Origin of the sequence: Pseudonocardia sp. HH130630-07, from assembly GCF_001698125.1 — a bacterium.
Taxonomy (GTDB): domain Bacteria; phylum Actinomycetota; class Actinomycetes; order Mycobacteriales; family Pseudonocardiaceae; genus Pseudonocardia.
Genome location: NZ_CP013854.1, coordinates 147,545 through 173,289 on the forward strand (window position 1 = coordinate 147,545; position 25,745 = coordinate 173,289).

Consider the following 25,745-nt stretch of genomic DNA (forward strand, 5'->3'; position numbering starts at 1 on the left):
CGGACGGTGTCGCGCCGGTGGGCACCGCGGGTCAGCGGCGCATGAACGGCGGGACGTCCACCTCGTCCTCGACCGGGTCCGGGGCGGCCATCGGCCGCGCGGCACCGGGCGCGGGCTGCGCCGGGGGCGCGGACAGGTGCCCGGGCGCCGTGTCGTGGGCCGGCGCGGGCGGCTCGGCACGCAGCTCCGGCTGCCGCGGCGCGGGTGCACCCGGCTGGGCCGGGGGCAGCACGCCGGTCCGCTCGGTGGCCGGGACCGACGCCGGCAGGTGCGGTGCGGTCCGGTCGGCGACGGGGCCGCGCGGGGCCGAGACCTCCGGCTGGACCGGCGGCCGGGCCTGGCCGGTGGCCGGGACCTGCGGCGCGGCGGGCTGCTGGGCCGGTGCCGGCGCGGCGGGCTGCTGGGCCGGTGCGGGCTCGGCGGCCCGCTGGGCACCCTGGCGGAACACCGCGGGCTCCAGCTTCTTGTGCGTGGGCGTGCCGCCCTCGAAGCCGGCCGCTATCACGGTGATGCGCACCTCGTCGCCGAGCGAGTCGTCGATCACGGTGCCGAAGATGATGTTCGCCTCGGGGTGGGCGGCCTCCTGCACGAGCGAGGCCGACTCGTGGATCTCGAACAGGCCGAGGTCCGAGCCACCCGCGATCGACAGCAGCACCCCCTGCGCGCCGTCCATCGACGCCTCCAGCAGCGGGGAGTTGATCGCCTTCTCGGCGGCCTGCACGGCCCGGCCCTCGCCGCGGGCGGAGCCGATGCCCATCAGCGCGGAGCCCGCACCGGACATCACCGACTTCACGTCCGCGAAGTCCAGGTTGATCAGGCCGGGGGTGGTGATCAGGTTCGTGATGCCCTGGACACCGGAGAGGAGCACCTCGTCGGCGGAGCGGAAGGCGTCCATCAGCGAGACCCCGACGTCGCCGAGCTGCAGCAGCCGGTCGTTCGGGATGACGATGAGCGTGTCGCACTCGTTGCGCAGGCCCTGGATGCCCTCCTCGGCCTGGCCGGCGCGCCGGCGCCCCTCGAAGGTGAAGGGGCGGGTGACGACGCCGATGGTCAGCGCGCCGAGCTTGCGTGCAATCGACGCGACGACCGGGGCGCCGCCGGTGCCGGTGCCGCCGCCCTCGCCCGCGGTGACGAAGACCATGTCGGCCCCCTTGAGGACCTCCTCGATCTCCTCCGCGTGGTCCTCCGCGGCCTTGCCGCCGACCTCGGGGTTGGCGCCGGCGCCGAGACCCCGGGTGAGTTCACGGCCGATGTCGAGCTTGACGTCGGCGTCGGACATCAGCAGCGCCTGGGCGTCGGTGTTCACCGCGATGAACTCCACGCCCTTGAGGCCGACCTCGATCATGCGGTTGACGGCGTTCACGCCGCCGCCACCGATGCCGACGACCTTGATCACGGCCAGGTAGTTGTGCGGGGGCGTCATGTGCGGCACCTTCCGTCTCGCTCGGGGTCCGGGGGGTTCGGTGGGTCAAGCTCCGGGTGCCCCGGGCCTTCGGTACGAACGCTAGGTCGCAACGACGGCCCGGGTCCAGCAGGCGCGCCGCGGGCCGACAACACCCCGGTCGGGTGGTTCGCGGTTCCGGTCACGTGAAAAGCGGACCGTCGTCGCCCGGTCACCGTCCGCCGGGAACGCACGGCACGGGCCCGCCGTCCCGGTGGACCGGACCGGCCGCGGCCGACCGTACGACCGCCGGTCACCGGTACGGGGTGCCCGTTCGTGTCCGGGCTCAGCCCGGACGGACGGTCACCAGGTCGGGGCTGGAGACGTCGTACACGGCCCCCTCGCGCCCCAGCAGCGGCCCGAGCACCGCGGCCCGCCGTGCGGTCGTCGCCGGGTCGCCCCACGGTCCCCACAGCACCCGGCGGCCCTCGGTCAGGACCAGCTCGAAGGTCGATCCACCGGCGCCCGGGCCGAGGCTCTCCACCTGGTCCCGCACCGGCGGCGGCAGCGCCCGCAGCACCCCGACCGCGGCGAGCGTCGCCGGGTCGTCCGGCGCCACCGTGGGGAGGGTCAGGACCGGCAGCCGGACCTCCGGCGGCGCGGGCCGGTACGGGAAACCGCTCACGTCGACCAGCATCCGCCCGTCGGGTGTGTCGGCCAGCGCCGCCGGGGTCCGCTCGGTCACGGCGACGACGAGGGTGTCCGGCCAGGACCGGTCGACGTCCACGGTCGCGACCCCGGGCAGCGCCGACACCCGCGCCACGACGGCGTCGGTGTCGACGGCGGCGAGCGGCGTCCCCGGGTCGACACCCGCGGCGTCGGCGACGTCCCGGTCCGAGATCTGCCGCGCACCGGTGACCTCGACCGCGGCGACGCCGGGGCCGTACCGGCCCAGCGCCCACCAGCCGGCCGCGGAGAGCCCCAGCAGCACGACCGCGGCGACGGCGAGCACCGCGACCACCCGGCGCCGCCGGTGCGGTGCACGGGCGGCGCGCGCCCGCTGCGCGGCGCGCACCGCCGGCCGGTCCCGGACCGCGGCCGGGGAGCGCCGGGCGCCGCCGGAGCGCTCGGCGGCGCGGCGCTCCCGGATCCGGCGGGCCCGCTCGGCGGCCCGCTGCTCCTGCTCGGGGGTGCGCCGGCTCTCCGTGCCCGGGTCGTCGCCGGTCCCGGGGCCGGTGTCGTCCCCGCCGTCCCGGTGCTCGCTGTCGGTCATCCCGTCCCCGTCCGTCTCGCCGCGCGGTGCCCGCCCGGCCGGGCCCGTTCCCGGTGTCCCCGTCGCGCCGGGCGCCCGGGGTCAGCCGTCGCCGGAACCGGCGAGCTCGCGGAGGATCTCCGGCCCGAGTGCGGTGACGTCACCGGCACCCATCGTGATCACCATGTCCCCGTCGGCGGCCAGCGCCGCGATCGCCGAGGGCGTCTTCTCCCACGACGGCGCGCGGTGCACCCGCTCCGGCGGCAGCCGTACCTCGTCGGTGATCAGTGCCGGTCCGACGCCGGGTTCCGGGTCCTCCCGGGCACCGTAGACGTCGAGGACCATCACCTCGTCCGCGAGCGACAGCGACGCGCCGAACTCCCCCGCGAAGATCCGGGTACGCGAGTACAGATGGGGCTGGAAGGCGACCAGCACCCGGCCGCGGCGGCCGTGCACCACGGGGGCGGACTCGCGGGCGGCGCGCAGCGTGGCGGCGACCTCGGTCGGGTGGTGGGCGTAGTCGTCGTAGACGGCGACGCCGCGCACCCGGCCCTTGAACTCGAACCGCCGTTGCACCCCGCCGAACCCGGCGAGACCCTCGACCAGCGGGCCGGGCTGCTGCCCGACGGCCGTCCCGGCCAGGAACGCGCCGAGTGCGTTCAGCGCCATGTGCTCGCCGGGAACGCCGAGTGCGAGCTCGTACTCGGTGCCGGCGTAGCGGAACCGGGACCGCGACCCCACGCCGTCCGGCGCGAAGTCGAGCAGCCGCGCGTCCCGCGGGCCGACCGCGGCCCGGCCGTAGCGGACCACGGTGGTGCCCGCGCGCTCGGCGTGTACCGCCACCAGCTCGGCGCCCGGGTCGTCGGCGCAGGTGACGAGCGTCGCCCCGGGGACGAGCCGGTCCAGGAACCGTTCGAAGACCGCCCGGTAGGTGGCCTCGTCGCCGTGGTGGTCCAGGTGGTCCGGTTCGACGTTGGTCACGATGGCCACCGACGGCGCGAACGCGGTGAACGAGCCGTCGCTCTCGTCGGCCTCGACGACGAAGACGTCCCCGCTGCCGTGGTGCGCCCCGCTGCCGGAGACCGAGAGGTCACCGCCGATGGCGAACGACGGGTCGGCCCCGGCGTGCTGCAGCGCGACCGTGACCATCGAGGTCGTCGACGTCTTGCCGTGCGTACCGGCGACCGCGACCAGCCGCCGTCCGCCGGTGAGTGCGGCGAGCGCCACCGACCGGTGGACGACCTGCAGCCCCTGGTCGCGGGCGGCGGCCAGCTCGGGGTTGCTCTCCCTGATGGCGGTGGAGACGACGACGGTCGGCGGGTCCTCCCCCTCGTGGCGCAGGTGCGTGGCGTCGTGCCCGAGCTCGATCCGGGCGCCGAGCGCGCGCAGCGCGGTGACGGTGCGGGACTCGCGGGCGTCGGACCCGGAGACCGTGGTCCCGCGGGCCAGCAGGATCCGGGCGATCCCGCTCATCCCCGCCCCACCGATCCCGACCAGGTGGACGTGGCTGCCGAGGGCCGTGCCGGAACCGGTCACCGTCCCGCCACCTCCATGACGATCCGGGCGATCCGCTCGTCGGCCTCGCCGTGCCCGGCGGCCCGTGCCCGGCGGCCCATGGCCAGCGCGAGGTCCGGGTCGGTGAGCATCGGCACCAGCTCGTCGAGCGCGCGCTCGCCGTCCAGGTCCTCGTCGGGCACCAGCTTGCCGCCGCCGGCCTGGACGACCGGGCGGGCGTTGAGCGCCTGCTCGCCGTTGCCGTGCGGCAGCGGCACGTAGACGGCGGGCAGCCCGACCGCGGTGAGCTCGGCGACCGTGGTCATCCCGGAACGGCCGAGGACGACGTCCGCCGACGCGTACGCCAGATCCATCCGGTCGATGTAGGGCAGGGCCACGTAGCCGGGCCGTGGGTCGGCGGGTGTCCCGTCCCTGCCGTAGGCGTGCAGGACCGAGATGCCCCGCTCCGTGAGCGCCGGCAGCGCCTCGGCGATCGCCTGGTTCAGCGTCCGCGAGCCCTGGGAGCCACCGAAGACCAGCAGCACCGGGCCGTGCGGGGGCAGGTGGAAGTGTGTCCGTGCCTCCGGGCGCAGCGCGGCCCGGTCGAGCGTGGTGATCGAGCGCCGCAGCGGCATGCCGACCACCTCCTCGTTCGCCAGGCCGGTGCCGGGGACCGCGGTGCAGACCGCGGCGGCGAACCGGGCGCCGACCTTGTTCGCCAGTCCGGCCCGTGCGTTCGCCTCGTGCACGACGATCGGGACCCGGTTGCGCGCCCCGAGATAGGCGGGCAGGGAGACGAACCCGCCGAATCCGACGACGACGTCGGCCTCGGCGGCCTCGAGCACCTCGCGGACCCGCTTCACGGCGCCCCGGACCGAGCCGGGCAGCTTCAGCATGTCGGCGCTGGGCTTGCGCGGCAGCGGCACCGGCGGGATCAGCTCCAGCGGGTAGCCACGGGCCGGGATCAACTGCGTGTCGAGCCCCTTCTCGGTGCCGAGCGCGGTGACCCGGGCGCCGGGAGCGAGCCTGCGGATCGCGTCGGCGACGGCCAGTGCCGGCTCGATGTGCCCGGCCGAGCCGCCACCGGCCACGACGACCGACAGCCCGCCGGGTACCGGAGCGGGGCTCTGCTCCCCCGCCGGCCGGGTCGTGGCCGGCGGGAACGCCCGCGTCCCGTGCGCATCCGGTGCGCCGGGGCCGCCCGGGACCGCAGGCTGGGGCCCGCCGGGGCCACCCGGGTGCGCCACCGGTGGGGACCAGGCCCCGGGACCGGGCTGGGCCTGTCCTGGCTGGGGCTGGCCGGGCTGGGACTCTCCCGGCTGGAACTGGGCAGGTTGTGGCTGACCGGGCTGGAACTGGCCGGGCCGGGCGGGCTGCCCCGGACCGGGCTGTCCCTGACCCGGCTGTCCGTGACCCGGCTGGAACTGGGCGGGCTGGAACGGGCCCGGCTGTCCCTGGCCCGGCTGGGACTGACCCTGCTGCGGCTGACCCAGCTGCGCCTGACCCGGCTGCTGAGGTTGGCCCTGCTGCTGCGGTTGGCCCTGCTGCTGCGGTTGGCCCTGCTGCTGAGCCTGGCCAAGCTGCTGCGCCTGACCGGGCTGCGGCGGCTGGCCCGGCTGCTGCGCCTGACCGGACTGCGGCGGCTGGCCCGGCTGAGCCTGGCCCTGGTGCGCCTCGCCCGGCTGCGGCTGACCCGGCTGGAACGGGCCGGGCTGGAACGGGCCCGGCTGCGGCTGCCGCGGGTAGAACTGCCCCGGCTGGGCCTGCCCCGGGTAGAACCTGCCCTGCTGTGGCTGGTCCGGCCAGGACGGGCCGGCCTGGGCCGGGCCGGGCTGCTGACCCGCCTGCGGCGGGGCACCGGCAGCGGGCTGGAACGGCCGGGCCTGGCCCGGGTGCTGCTGCTCCGGGCGTCCGGGACGGGCCACACCGGGGTGGGTCGGAGCCTGTCCCGGCTGGAACTGGCCCGGCGTCCGGGCAGGCTGCTGCGGGCCGGACCGGCCCGGCTCCGCCGGACCCGGCTGGAACGGCCCGGGAGACATCTGCCCGGGCAGCGGCCAGGCCGGACCGGGCTGCCCCGGCGAACCGGACCCACCGGCCTGTCCCGGCCCGGGCTGCCGGCCCGGGTGCGGCCCGGCACCGGGGTGCCGGGGCTGGTTCTGCGGTGCGGGGGTCTCCGGCCCGGAGGCCGGGCGGGCGCCGGTCCCCTCCGCACGGCCCGGCTGCGGGTCCCCCTGCCGGTGCTGGTCCGGTGCGCCGTCCGGCCGGGAGTCCGCCGCAGGCGGCTGCTGCTCGGCGGCCGGGGTGGCCCGGTCGTGACCGGGGTCCTGGTGCCCGTTGCCCGGGCGGCCGCCGCCGTGGGCGAGACCGCCGTTGGGCACCGCCCCGTAGGGCGGTGGCGGCGCGACGGGGAGTCCGCGGGGGCCGGTTGTGGACAGGGCCGCGGTGTCCCGGCTGTCCGGTACGGGGGTGCCGGGGCCTGCTGCCTCGGCCGCGGGCGGCCGCACCCTGGTCGTGTCCTCGGTCCCGGTCCCGGTCCCGGTGCCGCGGTCCGCACCGGGCCGGTCCTGGCCGGGATCCTGGTCGGTCGTCCGGTCCGCCGGGGACGCCGCGCCGGGGTCGCGCGCCTCTCGCGAGGCGTCCGGGGCGTCCTCGGCGGGCTGCTCGCCCGGGGCGCGGGACGGCGTCGGTCCGTCCGCGGACACCTGCGCCCCGTCGGCCGCGGCATCGGCTCGGACGTCCGGAGAGTCCGGGGAGTCGGCCGCGGAGACCTCGTCCTGGGGAGACGGGCCGTCCTGCGGGGCCGGGCCGTTCTGCGGGGTGGGCCCGGCCGCACCGTCCTGTGGCGCGGACTCCCGGGCCCCGGGCGAAGCCGGTGCCTCCGGACGGGCCTGCGGGTCGGTGGGGTGCGTCCCGCGCTGCGGATCGGGTCCGCCGGGGACGCCGGTGGGCGGCGTCGCCGGCTGCGCCGCGTCCCCGCCCGGGCCGTGGTCGCGCGGACCGCTCGGGGTGAAGAGGCTGCCGGGGGGCATCGCTCCCGGCGGGACCGGGCCGGAGGGGCCTCCGAAGCTGCCGAAACCGCCGCCGTCCCCCGCCCACGGTGTCCGGCCGGGCTCGCGCCGGGGCAGGTCGCCGCCGTTGCGGGTGGGCGGCTCGCGGTGCGCGGACGGGTCGCCGTTCACCGGCTCCGGGCCGGACGGGCCGGCATCCGGCTCACCGCTGCGCGACGTCCCGTTCGGCACCGGGCGCGGTCCCGGCTGCCCGCCGTGGGTGTAGGGGTCCCAGCCGGTGCCGGGCAGCCGCTGCGGGCCGCCGGACGACGGGACTGCCGGCTCAGCGGACCCCGGCTCCGCCCCGGGGCCGGGCGCGTGGCCCTGCGGGGTGCCGGGGACGGCGTCCTCCGGCTGCACCGGGGAACGCCCGTACGCCGCGGGACCCATGGTCGGCCGGCGGGGGCCGCCGCCCGCACCCGGCCCGGCGGCACGACCGTCGCGGCCGGTGCCGCCGTCACCCGTGCCACCGGCGCCGCCGGTCTGATCCGTGCCCGTCACGCTCTCGTGCCCCTCGCGTCGTCCGACTTCATCCGCTCCCGCGTCGCGGGAGCATCCTCAGCGCGCCGCCCACCGTGACGCCGGTCCCGGCGCCCGGTAGGGCTGCGGCAGCGGCAGGCGCAGCAGCTTCGCCACGCGCCCCTGCCCGTGTTTCCGGAGTGCGGCGATCGCCTCCGGTTCGTGCCTGGCCGCGTTCGTCAGCAGCCCGAACAGGAACATCGTCACCACCAGCGACGTACCGCCGGAGGAGATCAACGGCAGCTGCAGGCCGGTCACCGGCAGCAGCCCCACGACGTACCCGATGTTGATCGAGGCCTGGATGACCATGCCCGCGACCGAGGTCGCGACCACGATCCGCAGCCACGGATCGGTGTTGCGTGCCGCGATCCGCATGCCGGTGTAGGCCAGGGTCGCGAACAGGCCCAGCACCGCGAACGCCCCGACCAGACCCAGCTCCTCACCGATGATGGCGAAGATGAAGTCGTTGTGGGCGTTCGGCAGGTAGTCCCACTTGGCGCGGCCCTGCCCCAGACCGACGCCGAACAGGCCGCCGTCGGCCAGCGCGTAGAGCGCCTGGGTGGCCTGGTAGGCCGGGCCCAGCGGGTCGGCGGTGGCGGGCGAGAGGAACGCGGTGATCCGGCTGGCCCGGTAGCCCGCGGTGAGGCCGAGCAGCACCGCACCGGCCAGGCCACCGCCGGCGATCAGGGCGAGCAGCTTCACCGGGGCCCCGCCGAAGTACAGCAGGGCCAGCATCACGATGCCGACCGAGATCGTCATGCCCAGGTCCGGCTGCAGCACCAGCAACGTGAAGATCACCAGCGTGACCGGGACGACCGGGCTCAGCGCGTGCTTCCAGCGGTGCATCACCGCCCGGCGCGCGACCAGGACGTGCGCGCCCCACAGGGTCAGCGCGATCTTCACCATCTCCGACGGCTGCAACGACACCGGCCCGAGGGCGAACCAGGACCGGGCACCGCCACGGACCGCGCCGATCCCCGGGATCAGCACCGCGACCAGCGCGACGAGCCCCACGATCAGCAGGGCGGGCGCGGACGCCCGCAGCACCCGTGGCGGCACCCGCAACCCGACGTAGAACAGCACCAGCCCGACCCCGCAAAACATCAGCTGCCGGGTGAACACCGAGTAGGCCGAGCCGGTCGAGACCGACGACGCGGACAGCACCATGACCAGCCCGAACAGCGTCAGCAGACCCCAGACGCCGAGGACCAGGTGCAGCGAGGTGAGCGGGCGGCGCAGCCAGCGCCGCAGCCGTCGTACCCCGCCCTGGACGCCGGCCACGGCGGCCTGGCCCGCGGTGCGGTCGGGCGTCGCCGGGCTCATCGGCCGGCTCCGCCGGGAACGGGACCGAGCCCGGCGACCGCCGCGGCGAACGCGTCGCCGCGGTGCCCGTAGTCGCGGAACTGGTCCATCGACGCGGCCGCCGGTGCCAGGAGCACGACGTCGCCGGGCCGGGCGAGCTCGGCCGCGTACCGGACCGCGAGCGGCATCGGATCGGGCCGGGCGGGATCCTGCAGGTCGGAGGACACCATCGGGCCATCGTGACCCGCGGCGACCTCACGGACCGGGAGGCCGGGCGCGTGTCGGCCGAGCGCGTCGACGATCGGCGCCCGCTCGGCCCCGATGACGACGATCCCCGCGAGCCGGGACGCGTGTGCCGCGGCGAGCCTGCCCAGCTCGTCCGGCGCGACCCCCTTGAACAGGCCGCCGACCACCCACACCGTGCGGGCACCCGGACGCCGGGCCGCGATCGCCGACAGTGCGGCGTCCGCGGCGTGCGGATTCGTGGCCTTGGAGTCGTCGAGGTAGGTCACACCGGCGTGCTCGCCGACCGGGGCGCTGCGGTGCGGGCCCGGGGTGAACCCCGCGAGCGCCGCCGCGATGTGGACGGGGGCGACGCCGTGGGCCCTGGCGAGCGCGGCGGCGGCCAGCGCGTCGGTGACGCCCGGTGGCCCCGCCGGTACGACGGCGTCGGCGGCGAGCAGCTCGCCGCGGCCGAACGCCCGGTCGACGAGCATCCCGTCGACGACGCCGAGCTGGTCGGGCCCCGGCTCGCCGAGCGTGATCCCGACCCGGCGGGCGGCCGGGCTGCGGCCCAGCAGCCGGGCGGCGACCGGATCGTCGACGCCCGCGACCGCGACCGCGCCGGTCAGCGCGCGGGCCTTCGCCGCGGCGTAGCCGTCCGGGCCGCCGTGCCAGTCCAGATGGTCCGCGGCGACGTTGAGCACGACACCGGCGGCGGGCCGGACCGACGGCGACCAGTGCAGCTGGAAGCTCGACAGCTCCACGGCCAGCACCTCGGGCCCGGGTTCCGGTTCGGTCACCGCGCTCACGACCGGGTAGCCGATGTTGCCGCAGGCGACCGAGCGCGATCCGGCCGCGGCGAGCACGGCCGCCAGCATCTCGGTGGTGGTCGTCTTGCCGTTGGTGCCGGTGACGACCAGCCACGCCGGCGGCGACGGCCGTCGCGCCGCGAGCCGCCAGGCCAGCTCCGGCTCCCCGATCACCTCGCCACCGGCGGCCGCGACCGCGGACACCAGCGGGTGCCCCGGCGGCCGCCCCGGCGACGTGACGACGGTGCGGACCCCGGCCGGCAGTCCGTCCTCACGCCACGGCCGGACCCCGTCGGGCAACGTCTCCAGCGCGGCCGGGCGGTCGTCGGAGACCAGCACCGACGCGCCCGCGTCGCGCAGGGCGACGGCGCTCGCGATCCCGGAGATCCCCGCCCCGGCCACGAGCACCGTCCGGCCCGCGACGCCGGCGGGGTCGTCCGGGTCCCGGCCCGTCACGGCGATCCCGATGCCGCGAGCCATTCGCTGTAGAAGATCCCGAGCCCCATCGCCGCACAGATCGCGGCCAGCAGCCAGAACCGGATGATGACGGTCGTCTCCGCCCATCCGGCCAGCTCGAAGTGATGGTGGAAGGGGGCCATCCGGAACAGCCGTCGGCGGGCGGTGCGGAACACCACGATCTGCAGCGAGACCGACAGCGCCTCGACCACGAACACCCCGCCGATCACGACCAGGAGCAGCTCGGTCCTGGTCACCATCGACAGCCCGGCGAGCAGGCCGCCGAGGGCGAGCGACCCGGTGTCGCCCATGAAGATGCGTGCCGGGGCGGCGTTCCACCACAGGAACCCGATGCAGCCGCCCATCGCGGCCGCGGCGACCACACCGACGTCGAGCGGGTCCCGGACCTCGTAGCAACCGGCGGCCGCGTCGACCGCGCAGTTGTTGCGGAACTGCCAGAACGCGATGATCACGTAGGTGCCGAGCACCATCGCCGCGGTGCCGGCCGCGAGACCGTCGAGACCGTCGGTCAGGTTCACCGCGTTCGACCAGGCCGCGACGATGAGGTTGCAGAGCAGCACGAACCCGACGACCCCGAACGCCAGCACCGGGATGTCCCGGACGAACGACAGGCTCTCCGAGGCCGGGCTGAGGTTGCGCTCGTTGGCGAAGCGGACCGCGAGGACGCCGAAGACGGTCGCGGTCAGCACCTGTCCGACGATCTTCGACGTCTTGTTCAGGCCGAGGTTGCGCTGCCGCCGGATCTTGAGGAAGTCGTCCAGGAAGCCGACGACGCCGAGCGCGGTGGTCAGGAACAGCACCAGCAGCGCCGAGGCGCTCATCGGGTCCGGGGTCAGCAGGTGCGATCCCAGGTAGCCGACCCAGATCGCGATGAGGATCGCGACGCCGCCCATCGTCGGTGTGCCCCGCTTGGACTGGTGGCTCTGCGGCCCCTCCTCCCGGATCTCCTGGCCGAAGCCCTGCCGGGCGAAGAACCGGATCAGGTAGGGCGTGAGCAGGATGGAGACCGAGAGCGCGAGGCCCGCGGCGATGAACAGTCCCCTCACCGGCGGGCCAGCCCCTCGGTCGCCGAGCCCAGCAGGCCGGCCGCGACCCGCTCCAGCCCGGCCGCGCGCGAGGCCTTCACGAGCACGACGTCACCGGGTTCGAGCGCACCGCGCAGGAGTTCCAGCGCCGCCGCGACGTCGTCGACGTGCTCGGCGCCCGGCCCGTAGCCGGGACTGCCGACGGCCACCACCCGGCCGACACCCGCGGCGTCCGCGACGTCGACCAGCTCGGCGTGGGCCGCGTCGGCGTCGGCACCGATCTCCCCCATCGGGCCCAGCACCGCCCAGGTGCGGCGCTGCGGACCGGCGACCGACACGAGTGCGGACAGCGCGGCGCGCATGGCCTCGGGGTTGGCGTTGTAGGCGTCGTTGACGACCGTGACGCCGTCCGCCCGGTCGGTGACCTCCATCCGCCAGCGCGACGCCGGCTCCGCGGCCGACAGCGCCCGCGCGATCTGCTCCGGCGTCCCGCCCAGCTCCAGCGCGACCGCCGCCGCGGCGAGCGCGTTCGGGACCTGGTGCGCACCGACCAGCCGCAGCGTGACCGGTGCCGATCCGGCCGGGGTGACCAGCCGGAACGTCGCACGGCCCGCGACCAGCGTCTCGTCGCACGCCCGGACGTCGGCGTCGGCCGACCGCCCGAACGTGACCACCCGGGCCGGGGTACGGCTGCGCATGGCGAGGACGAGCTCGTCGTCGGCGTTGAGGACGGCGACCCCGCCGCGGGACGGCCCGGACGGGTAGCTGGGCAAGTCACCGGGGGGCAGCGCCTCGACCAGCTCGCCCTTCGCGGCGGCGATCCCGGCCCGGGAGCCGAACTCACCCAGGTGCGCCGAGCCGACGTTGAGCACGACGCCGATCCGCGGCGGCGCCACCGCGCACAGGTCGGCGATGTGGCCGGCCCCGCGGGCGGAGAACTCGAGCACGAGGTGCCGGGTCGACGCGTCCGCCCGCAGCGCCGTCCACGGCGTCCCGAGCTCGTTGTTGAACGACTCCGGCGGGGCGACCGTGCGGCCCAGCGGGGACAGCACGGCGGCCAGCAGGTCCTTGGTGGAGGTCTTGCCGGCGCTGCCGGTCACCCCGACCACGGCCAGCCCCGGCAGCGCGCCCAGCACGTGCCGGGCCAGCCGGCCCAGCCCGGCGAGCACCGCGGCGCCCCGGCCGTCCGGGTCGACGGCGCCGAGGTAGGTGTGGGAGTCCCGGCGCTCGATCGGCGGGACGACGACGGCGGGTGCGTCGACCTCCCGCCCGGCCAGCACCCCGGTCGCGCCACGGGCCACCGCGGCGGCGGCGAAGTCGTGGCCGTCGGCCCGGGCACCCGGCAGCGCCAGGAACAGGGCCCCCGGGCCGACCGCCCGCGAGTCGAACTCGACGCTCGTGACGGTCGCCGCAGCGGCCTCAGCAGGCTCGCCGGACGGGTCCGCGGCGCCGGCCGGCGGGGGGCCGGGCACCCGGTGCAACCGGCCGCCGGTCACCGTGGCCACCTCGGCCAGGGTCATCTCGATCATCGTCCGATCGCCTCCACCGGGTCCGTCCGTCCTCCCGCCGTCCTGCGTGTGGTCGTCATGAGATCGCCCGGATCGCCGTGTCCAGCTCGTCCGCGTCGTCGAACGGGTACTTGACGCCGTGTACCTCCTGGCCGGTCTCGTGGCCCTTGCCCGCGATCACGACGGCGTCACCGGGGCGGGCCGAGCGCACCGCGTGCACGATCGCACTACGGCGGTCGCCGACCTCGACCACGTCCCCCCTGGCCGGCTCCTGCAGCGCCCCGTCGAGCACGGCGCGCCGGATCGCTCCCGGCTCCTCGCCGCGCGGGTTGTCGTCGGTCACGACGAGCAGGTCGGACCGGACCGCGGCGGCGGCGCCCATCAGCGGGCGCTTGCCGGTGTCCCGGTCCCCGCCGCAGCCCAGCACGGTGATGATCCGGGCGTGCGGCTCGACCTGGGCGCGCAACGCGTCCAGCAACGCGGCGACGGCGGCCGGCTTGTGCGCGTAGTCGACGACGCCGAGCCACGGCTGCCCGGCGTCGACGCGCTGCATCCGGCCCGGCACGGACAGCCGGGCGAACCCGGCCGCCGCGGTCTCCGGGCCGATGCCGTCGGCGTCCAGGCAGGCCAGCGCGACGAGCGCGTTCGCGACGTTGTACCGGCCGGGCAGGGCCAGCGTGACCGCCTGGGCCAGGCCACCGGGGCCGACCGCGGTGAAGGTCTGGGTGCCGTCCGGGTGGGCGGTGAGCTCGCGGACCGTCCAGGTGGCCCGGGAGCCCGACGCCGACGGGTCGGCGCTGACCGTGACCGCGTCCGGGTGCCGGGCGGCGAGCCGGCGGCCCCACTCGTCGTCGACGCAGACGACGCCGTGCCGGGCGGCCTCGACACCGCGCCCGCCACCGCCGAACAACCGGGCCTTCGCCTCGAAGTAGTCGGTCATCGTCGGGTGGAAGTCCAGATGGTCCTGGGACAGGTTGGTGAAGGCGCCCACCGCGAACCGCGACCCGCCGACGCGGCCCATCGCGAGCGCGTGGCTGGACACCTCCATCGCGACGTCGGTGACGCCGGCCTCGACCATCACCGCGAACAGCGCCTGCAGGTCGGGGGCCTCCGGGGTGGTGAAGGCGCTCGCCAGCGCCCGCGGCTCGGCGCCGGGGACCCGCACCCGGGTCCGCACCGTGCCGAGCAGACCGGTGGCCCGCCCGGCGGCGGCCAGCCCCGCCTCGATGAGGTGGCCGACGGTCGTCTTCCCGGAGGTGCCGGTGACGCCCAGCACCCGCAGCCGGGCGGTCGGCTCGCCGTAGACCGCCGCCGACACCGGGCCCAGCACCTCGCGCGGGTCCGGGTGCACCAGCACCGGGAGCCGGGAGTGCCGGACCTCGGGGCGGTCGGCGCCGTCCGGGTCGGTGAGGACGGCCGCGGCGCCCCCCGCGATCGCCTGCGCGGCGAAGTCGGCCCCGTGCACGCGGGCACCCGGGACGGCCGCGAAGAGATCACCCGGCCGGACCGAACCGGCCCGCAGGGTGACACCGGTCACGGTGTGCCCGCCGGTCGCGGCGTCGAGCAGCGGACCGGGGCCGGCACCGGCCGTGCGTGGGTTCAACAGGGCACCGGAGAAGCGCCCGAGCAGGGCGATGTCGACCGGACGGACCGCCTCCGGTCGATCGGGGAGCCGGTCGCGGGTCATCGGCCGGGTCCCGTCCTCGGCGCCGGGGGCGTACGCAGCGTGGACGTCGGGCACAGCGCAGGAGATTACCGACCCGCGGGCGTCGCACCCGCCACCGGTTCCGCTGTTCCGGCCGCCGGGCGACCGCTCGCGGGCGGCGTCGCGACGGACGGTGGGACCGGCGTCACCGTACGGCCGTACGACGACACCGATACGTCCATCCGGCGCAGGCTCGCACCCGGTGGGCGGCGGGCCGGTGCCGGTGCCCGTCCCGGACGGGGTAGCCCGGACGGGTGGACGGTGCCCGGTACCGCCCGACGCACACCGGCGACACCCGGTCGCACCGGCCGGGGTCAGTGGATCTGCAGCGTCTGCGCCGGAGCGGGCTGCGTCCGCACCGGGACACCGTCGCGCTGGGCGAGGTAGGAGGCGATGTCGTGGAACAGCTCCATCGACGCCTTCCCGCCCCGCGGTGCGTCGAGCATGATCCCGACGACGAACCGCGGGTCCTGCGCCGGCAGCATCCCGGCGAAGGTGATCCAGTACTGGGACCGCGAGTAGGCACCCGTCTGTGGGTCGACCTGCTGGGCGGTGCCGGTCTTCCCGGCGACGTCGTACCCCGCGACCGCGGCCTGGGCGCCGGTACCGGCCTGCCGGTGCTCGTCCTGGGTGACGGCGGTGAGCATGGTGCGCAGGGTCTGCGCGGTCTGCGGGGACATCACCTGCACCGGCTGCGCGGGCTCGGTCGGGACCCGCACCCCGTCCGGCCCGGTGGTCGAGGCGATCACCCGTGGCGGGATCCGGACCCCGTCGTTGGCGATGGCCTGGTACATCCCGGCCATCTGCAGCACGGTCATGGACAGTCCCTGCCCGATCGGCAGGTTGCCGAACGTCGAGCCCGACCAGGTCGCCCGCGGCGGCACCGAGCCGGCGCTCTCACCCGGCAGGCCGATCCCGGTGCGCTGGCCGATGCCCATCCGCGTGAGCATGTCGGAGAACCGGTCCTCGCCGACCTTCTGGGCCGTCATCAACGTCCCGACGTTCGAGGACTTCGCCAGCACCCCGGTGAGGGTGTAGCGGTCGAGGCCGTGCGTCCAGGCGTCACGGATCTCCCGGTCGGCGACCTTGATGCTGCCGGGGACCTCGAGGACGTCCTCCGGCCGGGCGGCACCGGCCTCCAGCGCGGCGGCCATCGTGACGACCTTGTTGACCGAGCCGGGCTCGAACGGCGTGGTGACGGCCTTGTTCCCGAGCGTCGCCGGGTCCGAGGTGAGCAGCTGCGCCGGGTCGAACGAGGTGTTGTCGGCCAGCGCCCTGACCTCGCCGGTGGCCCGGTCGAGCACCACCGCCGAGCCGCTGCGGGCCCCGGAGCGGGCCGTGGCGTCGGCGAGCATCCGCTGGACCTGGAACTGCAGGTCGGAGTCGAGGGTCAGGGAGACGTCCGAGCCGGACACCGCGGGCTCCTCGGAGCGCACGCTGCCCGGGATGACGGTGCCGCTGCCCTCCGCGGTGTCGGCGATCTGGAACCCGTCCCGCCCGGCGAGCAGGTCGTCGTCGGAGGACTCCAGGCCGATCCGGCCGACCAGCTTCTGCGCGTCGGCGCTCCAGGTCGCCGCACCGATGATGTTCGACGCGAGCGTCCCGCCCGGGTACTGGCGGGCCTCGCGGCTCTCCTCGGCGATCTCGGGGAAGCGTTCGCCCAGGTCCCGGGCCGGGGCCGGGTCGACGGCCGTCGCCAGCACCACGTAGCCGCGGTCGGCGGCCAGCGCACGGCGCAGCTCCTCGGCGTCGCCGCCGGTGACGGCGGCGACCGCGTCGGCCATCGCGTTCTTGTAGCCGACGGCCTCGGCGCCCTTGATCTGGTTGATCTGCCGAGGGTTGGTGACCAGCGCCTTGGACTCGGTGGAGAACGCCAGGACGTTCCCGTCCCGGTCGGTGATCGCCCCGCGCTCGGCCGGGACGACGATCCGGCTGGCCCGCTGCTTCTCCGCGTCGGCGGCGAGCGAGCCCGCCTGCACCGTCTGGATGCTGACGAGCTTCGCGCCCGACACGAGCAACAGCGCGGCCAGCAGCACCCAGGCCAGCCGGAGCCGGAAACGCGGGTCGTCGGCCGGTGAACGGCGGCGCCGCGGGGGGCCGCCGGGTCGTGCGGGCCCCCCGCCGGGGCGCCTGGGCCGGGGCGGGGCGTAGGCCATCAGTCCTGGCCCGCCGCCCGTGCGTCGGCCGGGACCTCACGCTCGGCACCCTCGGTGGTCCCGGCGTCCGGCTCACCGGCCTGCGGAGCGGGCGCACCGGCGGCCGCCTCCGGAGCCGGTGCATCCCCCGCGGGGTCGGCCGGACCCGGTGCGGGGGGTGCCGGCGGTGCCGCGGCCGGTGCGGCCTGCGGTTCCCCGACGACGTCGACCCGCCCGTCCGGCGCGACGACCAGCCGGGCGACGTCGCGCACCGGCACCATGCCCTGCTCGGAGGCCCGCTGGGCGAGCGACGCGGGGCTCTCCAACCGCGAGACCTCCTTGCGCAGCGCCTCGGACTGCTCGGTCAGCGCACCCGTGCGCTGTCGGGCCTCCTGCAGCGCGTAGGAGTCCGCGGCGGCGGCGGTCGACAGCCACAGCGTCGCGACCAGCCCGACGACCAGCAGCACCATCACGACCATCACGAACTTCGCACGGCCGGTGTTCTCCCGGGCCGCGCTGCGCCGCCGCTGGTCCTGGGCCCGCCGGGAGTCCCCCGGCCCGCGCTGCGCCGGGATCCGCGACGACGGTGCCGTCCGGCGGTGCTGCGGACGCGGCCGGTCGCCGCCCGGCGTCCCCGGGCGCTCGATGACGGGTGTGCTCATCGCCGTTCCTGCCTCTCCGCCGTACCTGTACTGCTCGCCCCGCCCACCCGCTCGGCGGCCCGCAGCCGCACCGGGGCGGCCCGCGGGTTGTCCGCGATCTCCTCGTCCGAGGCGGTCTCCGCGCCCCGGGTCAGCGACCGGAACTCGGGCCCGTGCCCCGGCAGTTCGACCGGGAGGTCGACCGGCGTGCGCGAGCGGGTCCGCTCGGCGAGCACGCGCTTGGTGATCCGGTCCTCCAGCGAGTGGTAGGACAGCACGACGATCCGGCCGTGCGGTGCGAGCGCGTCCAGGGCCGCCGGCAGTGCCGCCGCCCAGACGTCCAGCTCCGCGTTGACCTCGATCCGCAGGGCCTGGAAGGTCCGCTTGGCCGGGTGCCCCCCGGTCCGCCGGGACGCGGCGGGGACCACCCGGTACAGCAGCTCGACCAGCTGGGCGCTGCGGGTGAACGGGGTGGTGGCCCTGGCGCGGACGATCGCGTTCGCGATCTGACCGGCGAACCGCTCCTCGCCGTACCCGCGCAGGATCCGGCGCAGGTCGGGAGCGGAGTAGGAGTTGAGGACGTCGGCCGCGGTCGGTCCGGTCGTCGGGTCCATCCGCATGTCGAGGTCGGCGTCGCGGGAGTAGGAGAAGCCGCGGTCGACCTCGTCGAGCTGCAGGGACGAGACCCCCAGGTCGAACAGGATCGCGTCGGCCGGGCCGGTACCGGCCTCGTCGAGCGCCGCACCGATCCGGTCGTAGACGGCGTGCACCCGGTGCAGCCGGTCGGAGTAGGCGGTGAGCCTGCGACCGGCGAGGTCGAGTGCCTGCGGGTCCCGGTCGAGCCCGACGACCGTGAGCCGGGGGTGCGCGGCGAGCAGGGCCGCGGCGTGGCCGCCCATGCCCAGGGTCGCGTCCACGTAGACGGCCGGCCGGTCGCGCAGCGCGGGATCGAGCAGCGCGGCGACCCGGTCGAGGAGGACCGGGACGTGCCGCTGGGCCGGTTCGCTCTCCGCCACGTCCCACCCCCCGGTGCCGTCGTTCGTCCCCGTGGTCGGTGTCGCGGTCCGTGGTACCGGTCCCGGCCCCCTGGGGGGCCGGAACCGGTGTGGACCTGTCCGTGGTCGTGCGAGCCACCGGCTCCCACGGCCGGCTCCGGCACGTCCGAAGACGCCGGGCGCCAGCGCTCCACCCGAACTCCCCAGTCGGGGTGGATCCGGCGCCGCCCCCACCCGGGGACCGTGCCGACCGGACCTGGCACCGGGGAAGGTGTGCCAGGGCCGGGCGATCACGGCACCCGGGTCGGGGCGGCGACGGTGTTGTCGCCCGTTGTCGTGCACTGCTCCTCGTGCCGCCTCCAGCGGCGCTCAGAACAGTCCGGGCAGAACCTCGTCCTGGGCCTTGGCGAACTCGTCCTCGTGCCGCTCCTGGTACTCCTGCCAGGCCTGCGCGTCCCAGATCTCGGCGCGCGTGAACGCGCCGATCACCACGCAGTCCTTGGTCAGTCCGGCGTACCGCCGCAGCTCGGACGTGATCGCGATCCGGCCCTGTCCGTCGGGGTTCTGCTCGTCGGTGCCCGAGAAGAGGTTTCGCTGGAACACCCGCGCCGACTCGTTCGTCAGCGGGGCCGCGGCGACCTTGCGCGCCATCTCGGTGAAGGCGTCACGGGTGAACACGTAGAGGCAGTGGTCCTGCCCTTTCGTGATCATGCAACCGCCTCGCAACTCGTCGCGGAATTTTGCGGGCAGCGTGAGCCGCCCCTTGTCGTCCAGCTTCGGGGTGTAGGTGCCGAGGAACACCGACCCCACCTCCACCTGGGGCACCTGTTCGCCCCAGCGATCACCACACTACCCCACAACGACCCACCGTCAACCCGAGGTGACCGTCGCACCGTCCGTTCACCGGATGTTCTCGCAGGTAGGACGGGGTGGGGCGCGGTGGGGAGCCGCGCCGCGCCACCCGGTAGCGGGACAACGGGACGCCCGACACCCCGTTCTCCCCCGCCACAGCGTCTCCGCAGCTCAGCCCCGGATTCCCGGCACCACGGCCCGTGCAGCGCGCTCCTCCGTGGGGCGCGGTGGGGGCGTCGTGGGGGCGAGGTGGGGGCGAGGTGGGGGATCCGGTGGGTGGGTGTGGGGCGCCCGTCGCGCAGCCACGCCGCACCGGACCGCGGACCGGCGTGCCGGGCCCGCCGCACGGGTCCGCGGCACCAGATGTGACGCGCTCCGCGCGCCGGGCGCGGTACCCCCGAGGCGCGCGGGATCCGCAGGTGCGCGGCCAGGGCGGAGGACCCGGCGCGCGTGCGTGCGGCGGGTCCCACCGGTCGACGCCCTACAGGATCCGTCCGATCCGGATCGCCGTGCCGAGATGCACGTGAGCGGGGCCCGGGAGCGATCGCGGCCCGCTGCGCTGCATCTCGGCGCGACGAGCCGCGCGGGTGGGTCCGGCGCGGCGGCACGCCGGGCAGGGGCGGCACGCCGGGCAGGACTGCCCGGACCGTCCACGGACGCGACGGGCGCGGCCGGGTGCGGGACCGGACGCGACGAGCGGTTCCGCCGGACGGAGCAACCGGAGGCCACGGGCACCGGTCCCCGATCCCGTCCGGGGCGGGTTTGACAGACTGGAGGGGCCCGAGCCGTCATCCGAGGAGGCCCGTTGTCGTCGAGCGCACCCTCTGCGCCGTCCGTGCCGTCCCCGTCGGCCGGTTCCCCGGCCCGGCGCCCGGACTCGACCGGCATGAACCCCGGGCCCGCTCCCGAACCGATGGACGCCGGCACGGTCGCCGAGCTCGCCGGCCGCATCGCCTCCGCGGTGCAGCGGGTGATCGTGGGCAAGCCGGACGCCGTCCGCCTGGCGCTGGTCGCGCTGCTGTCCGAGGGGCACCTGCTCGTCGAGGACGTGCCCGGGGTCGGCAAGACCTCGCTCGCGAAGGCGGTGGCCCGTTCGGTCGACGGCGCGGTCAGCCGGGTCCAGTTCACCCCGGACCTGCTGCCCGGTGACATCACCGGCAGCTCGATCTACAACCGGCAGACCTCGGAGTTCGAGTTCCGCCCCGGGCCGCTGTTCGCGAACGTCGTGATCGCCGACGAGATCAACCGGGCCTCCCCGAAGACTCAGTCGGCGCTGCTGGAGTGCATGGCCGAGCACCAGGTGACCGTCGACGGCGGCACCTACCCGCTCGGCGACCCGTTCTTCGTGGTCGCCACCCAGAACCCGGTCGAGATGGACGGCACCTACCCGCTGCCCGAGGCGCAGCGGGACCGGTTCACCATCCGGATCTCGGTCGGCTACCCGGACCCGGCGGCCGAGCTGGCGATGCTCGACGAGCACGGCGCGTCCGAGCCCCTCGACCGGATGCGGCCGGTGACCGACCTGCGCACCGTGCGCGCGATGATCGCCGCGACCCGCGGCCTGCACACCGCGGCCGAGGTGCGCCGGTACTGCGTCGAGGTCGTCGGCGCCACCCGGCGGTTGACCGAGGTCCGGCTGGGCGCGTCGCCGCGGGCCACGCTGCACCTGCTGCGCGCGGCACGGGCCTGGGCGGTGACCGCCGGCCGCGGCTACGTGGTCCCCGACGACGTCCAGGCCGTCGCGGTGCCGGTGCTGGCCCACCGGCTGCTGCTCGGTCCCGAGGGTGTCGCCGCCCGCCGTTCGGCCGCGGACCTGGTGCGCACCGCCGTCGGGCGGGTGGCGGTGCCGTCGCCGCCCCGGGGCTGACGTGACGGCGCCGGACTCCCGGCGATCCGGTGCTCCCGCCCGCACGGGCGCGCCGCCCACGGCCACCGCGCGCCGGGAGCGCCGGGCCGGCCTGACCGTGCGCGGGCGGTGCCTGCTCGCCGGGGGGCTCGCGATGGTCGTCTCCGCGGTCGTGCTCGACGAGCGCGACCTCGTCCGGATCGGCGCCTTCGTCGTGCTGCTGCCGCTGCTGGCGCTGCTGCTCGCGTTGCGGTCCCGGCGGACGCTGCAGGTGGAACGCTCGCTCGAGCCCGTCCGGATCGAGGCGGGCGGCTCGGGGACGGCGGTGCTCCGCATCGCCGGCGGCGCGCTGCTCGGGGCGCTGCGGATCGCCGACCACGTCCCCGACGCGGCGGGACCGTCGGACCGTTACCCGTCCCGGTTCACCGTGCACCGGCTGGGCCGTCGCGGTGCGCGGGTCGGGTACCCGCTGCGCCCGCAGGTCCGGGGCGCCTACCGGATCGGGCCGCTGCGCGGCCGCGGGACCGACCCGCTCGGGCTCGCCGAGTTCCGGCACGACCTGCTGCCCGCCGACCGCTGGCTGGTCCTGCCCCGGGTCACCCCGCTGACCGGGCGTCCGCCGCTCGCCGCCACCGCCGCCGGCCGTGGCGCGGAGGGCGGCAGCCGCCCCGGTCCCGGCACCCCGGACGTCCTCATCCGGCCCTACCTGCAGGGTGACGAGATGCGCCGGGTGCACTGGCGTTCCAGCGCCCGGCGCGACGAGCTGATGGTCCGCCTCGACGACCGTCCCGACCCGACCGGGGTGACGCTGCTGCTGGACCGCCGGGACGCCGCGCACCGCGGCCACGGTGCCGGGTCGAGCCTGGAGTGGGCCGTCGAGTTCACCGCCAGCGTCGCGGTGCACCTGCTGCGCCGCGGGGAGAACGTCGCGCTGGTCGACGAGTCCGGGGAGCCGCTCGACGACGGTGTCCCCTCCCCCACGGCCGAGGAGGACCAGGTGCCGCAGCGACTCGAGGCGCTCGCCGTGCTCCGGCCGTCGGCCACCGCCGGGTTCGACGGCGGTGGCAGCGGCTCGACGACCTCGGACGGGGTGCTCGCCGTGCTCGGCGCGCTCGATCCCGACGACGTGACCGCCCTGGTGGCGGCCTGGCCGCGGGGCGGGCACGCCGTCGTCCTCGACGTCGACGACTGGGGTTCGGGCACCGCCGCCGGGCGGGCCGCGGCCGGCGCGGCCGCGCTGGGCCGGGCCGGCTGGCGGACGACGGTCGTGCGCGCCGGGACCAGCGTCCACGGGGCCTGGGCCGACGCCTGCGGCACGACGTCCGTCGGAGGTGTCGGGTGAGTGCACCGACGACCGCCCCGCCCGCGGCGGCCACGCCGTCCGGCGGGCCGGGCTGGACGAGCCTGCTCCCCCCGATCGCGTCCGGCCTCTCGGTGCTGCTCGCCGGTTCGGCGACCGCGGCCGTCGTGCAGGGCGCCGGATGGCTGGCGCACGCCGTGGTCGCGGTCGCCGCCGTCGTGCTGACCGGCACGCTGCTGGTCCGCGTCCGGCCCTGGCTGGCCGCTCCCGGCCAGCTCGTCGCGCTCGTCCTGCTGGCCACCGGCTGGTTCACCCGGAGCGGGATCCTCGTGGTGGTGCCCGGGCCGGACGCCGTCCGTGAGCTCTGGGCGCTGCTCGGCGGTGCCGGCGTGCAGATCGACACCGGCATCCCGCCGGTCGCCGCGACCCCGGAGATCCTGCTGCTGGTCACCCTCGGGTTCGGCACGCTCGCGATCGCCGTCTTCGGCCTCACGGTGACCGTCGGGGCCCCGGCGGCCGGCGGGGTGCCGCTGCTGGTGGTGTTCGCCGTCCCGACCGCGCTGCAGTCCGAGCTGCTGCCCTGGTGGTCGCTGGTCGCCGCGGCGGCCGGGTTCGGCCTGCTGCTCCTGCTGCGCCCGGACCGGCTGCGGCAGGCGCCGGGCGGCGCCGCGGTGGTCGCGCTGGCCGTCGCCGGTGCGCTCCTGGCCGGTGCGGCGACGACGGCCGTCGGTACCGCGGGCCGGTTCGACTCGGCCCTGGGCTCCGGTGGCGGTGCGGACGGCTCGATCGGGCTGAACCCGTTCACCTCGCTGCGCGGGCAGCTCACCCGCAGCGAGCCGCGTGAGCTGTTCCGCGTACAGGGCCTGCAGCGGCCCACCTATCTGCGGGCGCTCACCCTGCAGACCTACGTCCCGCAGGAGGGGTGGACGGCCGGGCGGCCGGCCCCCGGCGTCCCGCTCACCGGTGCGCTGCCGCCGTCGACGTCGGGGCCGGCCACCGAGCAGGACGTGCAGGTCGAGAACCTCGGCTTCCGCGACTACTGGCTCCCGCTGTTCGGGGACCCGACCGCGGTCGGGATCGCCTCGGAGAGCTGGGCCTACGACGCCGCCGGCGGCATCGCCTACAGCGAGCGTCCCCGTTCGGAGGACGGGTGGACGCAGTCGATGCGGCTGCCCGAGCCGTCGGCCGACCAGCTGCGGGCCGCGGCCGGGCCGGTCACCGTGGACGGCGCGTACACCGACACCGCCGGCGTCGATCCGCGGGTGGCCGGGATCGCCCGGGAGGTCACCGCGGGGGCGTCCTCCGCGTTCGACCGCGCGATGGCGCTGGAGAACCACTTCACCGGGCCGGGGTCGCCGTTCACCTACAGCCTGGCCACCGCGCCGGGCGGCAACGGGGACGCGCTCGTCGACTTCCTCACCCGTGGCCGGACCGGTTACTGCGAGCAGTACGCCTCGGCGATGGCGGTCATGCTGCGGGCGGTCGGCGTGCCGGCCCGGGTCGCCGTCGGGTTCACCGCCGGTGACGAGGGCCCGGACGGGCGCACGATCACCACCGAGGACGCGCACGCCTGGGTGGAGGCCTGGTTCCCCGGCCAGGGCTGGATGACGTTCGACCCGACCCCGCTGGCGGACGGGCGGACCGTCGAGCCCGCCTACGTCCAGCAGGCCCGCGAGGAGGCCGGCGGTGCCCCGGCGGAGCAGCAGCCGCCGGCTCCGGAGCCGTCCGCGGCGCCCCCGCCGCCGGACGGCGGCGGGCAGACGCCGGAGCCGCCGCCGCCCGGCGCCGGGGAGGACGACCCCGCACCCGGTCCGGGCGGCTCCTGGTGGGTGCTGCTCGCGGTCGGTGCGGCCGTCCTGGCCGGTCTCGCCGCGCTGGTGCTGGCCCCGGGACTGTGGCGGCGACGCCAGTACACCCGGCGCTCCGGTCTCGCCCGGGCCGGCGGCTCGGGCGCCGCGACGGCCGCGTGGGACGAGATCCTGGCGGCCTCCCGTGACCACGGGGTCACGGTCCCGCCGGGCGACACGGTCCGCGGGGCGGCGGCCCGGATCGCGGAGCAGCACGGTCTCGACGGCCGTCCCGCCGAGGCCCTGCGCGAACTCGTCGAACGGGTCGAGGCGAGCTGGTACGGCGGGATGCTGCCCGCGGCCGGCACCCTCGACGGCCTCGTCGACGAGGTGCGGACGGCGATCGCCGACGGCAGCCCGTCGCTGCGGGCCCGGGTGCTGCCGGCGTCGGTGGTCCCGGCTCCGGCCCGGCGTCAGAAGGACGACGGCGACGAGCCGGACGACGACCGGGCGACCGCCGAGCCGGCCGCCCACGCCGGGGCCGATCCCGCCGACCGCGGCTGACCGCCCCACCCGTGGCCCGACCCGCCGGGCCGGGCTGGATGGACGACGGCTCCGGAGCCGTCGGCCGAACGCCCGCGCACCGTGGTTCCGACCGCAGCCACTCGGCCCGGGCGCCGGCCGGGCCCGATGCCCGTCTCCGGGACACCGTGGGTCCGCCGCGCAGGAGGCCCGGACACGACGGTGGGGCGGGACACCGTCGTGTCCCGCCCCACCGTGGTCATGTCTCCGGCCGGACGGCCGGTCAGATCACTCCTGCTCGAAGCGGCGCCGGAAGCGCTCCTCCATCCGGCCGGTGAAACCACCGGTCTCGCCGCTCGGCTTGTCCTTCGCCGGGGCGGGGCCACTCTCGGCCTGCTCCCCGTCCTTCCCGCCACGGGCACCGATCGAGGTGACAGCCAGCAGCGCACCGCCGAGCATCGCGAGGAAGCCGACGACGCTCAGCACGGGGATGTCACCCAGGTACAGCGCCTGGAACGGGATCCCGGCGACGAGCAGGACGAGGCCCAGCACGAAGACCACGGCCCCCTGGATCCGGCGCCGGCGAGCAGGCTTGCTCATCCGACCACCGCTCACCGAGGAGGCGAACTTCGGGTCCTCCTGGTAGAGGGCCCGTTCGATCTGTTCGAGCAGGCGCTGCTCGTGCTCGGAGAGCGGCATGCCTTCACCTCCGGCACACGTAATCGGACGGTAGGCCACGTCGACCCGGGTTTCCCGGCCCCGATCGACACGACGGGCGCCCCACCTGGGCGTCTGCTCTAAGAGTACGAGGCGAATCGTGCGGCGACCACCCGGACCGCCGAACCCGCACGGCTGATCGTCGAGCGGACGGCGTGGCGCGGCGTGTCGTTGCTCACCGACACCCTCTCGCAGCGACCCGGCCGGAG

The 25,745-nt window shown here is 76.4% G+C and carries 18 protein-coding genes; 4 read left to right on the forward strand and 14 right to left on the reverse strand.

Going from position 1 to position 25,745, the window contains the following annotated elements:
* Window positions 1-31: 31 nt before the first annotated feature.
* The 4 genes from ftsZ to murG form a co-directional block, all read right to left on the reverse strand.
* Window positions 32-1,423, reverse strand: a complete 1,392-nt coding sequence (gene ftsZ, locus AFB00_RS00700; protein ID WP_068795596.1) for a cell division protein FtsZ — start codon at window positions 1,421-1,423, stop codon at window positions 32-34.
* Between the two features lie 304 nt (window positions 1,424-1,727).
* A complete protein-coding gene (locus AFB00_RS00705; protein WP_083275154.1) occupies window positions 1,728-2,654 on the reverse strand; it encodes a cell division protein FtsQ/DivIB in 927 nt (308 codons plus the stop codon).
* Window positions 2,655-2,735: 81 nt separating this feature from the next.
* Complete coding sequence (gene murC, locus AFB00_RS00710; RefSeq protein ID WP_068795597.1) at window positions 2,736-4,169, reverse strand: UDP-N-acetylmuramate--L-alanine ligase; 1,434 nt, start codon at window positions 4,167-4,169, stop codon at window positions 2,736-2,738.
* Entirely contained in the window at window positions 4,166-5,374 is a 1,209-nt protein-coding gene (murG, locus tag AFB00_RS34435; protein WP_442965839.1) for an undecaprenyldiphospho-muramoylpentapeptide beta-N-acetylglucosaminyltransferase, read from the reverse strand. The genes murC and murG overlap by 4 nt, the downstream gene beginning before the upstream one ends.
* Between murG and AFB00_RS35570 the strand changes: the two genes are divergently transcribed.
* Complete coding sequence (locus AFB00_RS35570) at window positions 5,366-7,753, forward strand: hypothetical protein (protein WP_261340661.1); 2,388 nt, start codon at window positions 5,366-5,368, stop codon at window positions 7,751-7,753. The genes murG and AFB00_RS35570 overlap by 9 nt on opposite strands.
* Here the strand turns inward: AFB00_RS35570 and ftsW are convergent.
* From ftsW to mraZ, 9 genes are all read right to left on the reverse strand, one after another.
* Entirely contained in the window at window positions 7,733-9,016 is a 1,284-nt protein-coding gene (gene ftsW / locus AFB00_RS00725; protein WP_068795599.1) for a putative lipid II flippase FtsW, read from the reverse strand. The two genes, AFB00_RS35570 and ftsW, sit on opposite strands and share 21 nt — an antisense overlap.
* Entirely contained in the window at window positions 9,013-10,506 is a 1,494-nt protein-coding gene (murD, locus tag AFB00_RS00730) for a UDP-N-acetylmuramoyl-L-alanine--D-glutamate ligase (RefSeq protein ID WP_068795600.1), read from the reverse strand. The genes ftsW and murD overlap by 4 nt, the downstream gene beginning before the upstream one ends.
* Window positions 10,479-11,549 carry a phospho-N-acetylmuramoyl-pentapeptide-transferase gene (gene mraY, locus AFB00_RS00735; RefSeq protein WP_068795601.1) on the reverse strand — a complete coding sequence of 357 codons (1,071 nt, stop codon included), beginning with the start codon at window positions 11,547-11,549 and terminating at the stop codon, window positions 10,479-10,481. Before mraY ends, murD begins: the two co-directional genes overlap by 28 nt.
* Complete coding sequence (locus AFB00_RS00740; protein WP_068795602.1) at window positions 11,546-13,057, reverse strand: UDP-N-acetylmuramoyl-tripeptide--D-alanyl-D-alanine ligase; 1,512 nt, start codon at window positions 13,055-13,057, stop codon at window positions 11,546-11,548. Before AFB00_RS00740 ends, mraY begins: the two co-directional genes overlap by 4 nt.
* A 55-nt stretch (window positions 13,058-13,112) precedes the next feature.
* Window positions 13,113-14,723: a UDP-N-acetylmuramoyl-L-alanyl-D-glutamate--2,6-diaminopimelate ligase gene (locus tag AFB00_RS00745; RefSeq protein ID WP_068799875.1), complete on the reverse strand. Its 1,611-nt coding sequence runs from the start codon at window positions 14,721-14,723 to the stop codon at window positions 13,113-13,115.
* Window positions 14,724-15,055: 332 nt separating this feature from the next.
* Entirely contained in the window at window positions 15,056-16,897 is a 1,842-nt protein-coding gene (locus AFB00_RS00750) for a peptidoglycan D,D-transpeptidase FtsI family protein (RefSeq protein WP_156819315.1), read from the reverse strand.
* Window positions 16,897-17,538, reverse strand: a complete 642-nt coding sequence (locus AFB00_RS32855) for a hypothetical protein (RefSeq protein ID WP_068795603.1) — start codon at window positions 17,536-17,538, stop codon at window positions 16,897-16,899. The genes AFB00_RS00750 and AFB00_RS32855 overlap by 1 nt, the downstream gene beginning before the upstream one ends.
* A complete protein-coding gene (gene rsmH / locus AFB00_RS00760) occupies window positions 17,535-18,533 on the reverse strand; it encodes a 16S rRNA (cytosine(1402)-N(4))-methyltransferase RsmH (protein ID WP_068795604.1) in 999 nt (332 codons plus the stop codon). The genes AFB00_RS32855 and rsmH overlap by 4 nt, the downstream gene beginning before the upstream one ends.
* A 348-nt stretch (window positions 18,534-18,881) precedes the next feature.
* A complete protein-coding gene (gene mraZ, locus AFB00_RS00765) occupies window positions 18,882-19,313 on the reverse strand; it encodes a division/cell wall cluster transcriptional repressor MraZ (RefSeq protein WP_068799877.1) in 432 nt (143 codons plus the stop codon).
* 937 nt (window positions 19,314-20,250) lie between these two features.
* On the opposite strand from mraZ, the gene AFB00_RS00770 reads away from it, so the two are divergent.
* The 3 genes from AFB00_RS00770 to AFB00_RS00780 are packed head-to-tail and all read left to right on the forward strand — an operon-like array spanning window position 20,251 to window position 24,861.
* Complete coding sequence (locus tag AFB00_RS00770; RefSeq protein ID WP_156819771.1) at window positions 20,251-21,231, forward strand: AAA family ATPase; 981 nt, start codon at window positions 20,251-20,253, stop codon at window positions 21,229-21,231.
* 1 nt (window position 21,232) lies between these two features.
* Window positions 21,233-22,552, forward strand: a complete 1,320-nt coding sequence (locus AFB00_RS00775) for a DUF58 domain-containing protein (protein ID WP_083275155.1) — start codon at window positions 21,233-21,235, stop codon at window positions 22,550-22,552.
* A complete protein-coding gene (locus AFB00_RS00780) occupies window positions 22,549-24,861 on the forward strand; it encodes a transglutaminase TgpA family protein (protein ID WP_068795605.1) in 2,313 nt (770 codons plus the stop codon). Before AFB00_RS00775 ends, AFB00_RS00780 begins: the two co-directional genes overlap by 4 nt.
* A 246-nt stretch (window positions 24,862-25,107) precedes the next feature.
* Here the strand turns inward: AFB00_RS00780 and AFB00_RS00785 are convergent, their stop codons facing one another.
* Window positions 25,108-25,518 (reverse strand): DUF3040 domain-containing protein, encoded by a 411-nt coding sequence (locus AFB00_RS00785; protein ID WP_068795606.1) that lies wholly within the window; start codon window positions 25,516-25,518, stop codon window positions 25,108-25,110.
* Between the last annotated feature and the right edge of the window lie 227 nt (window positions 25,519-25,745).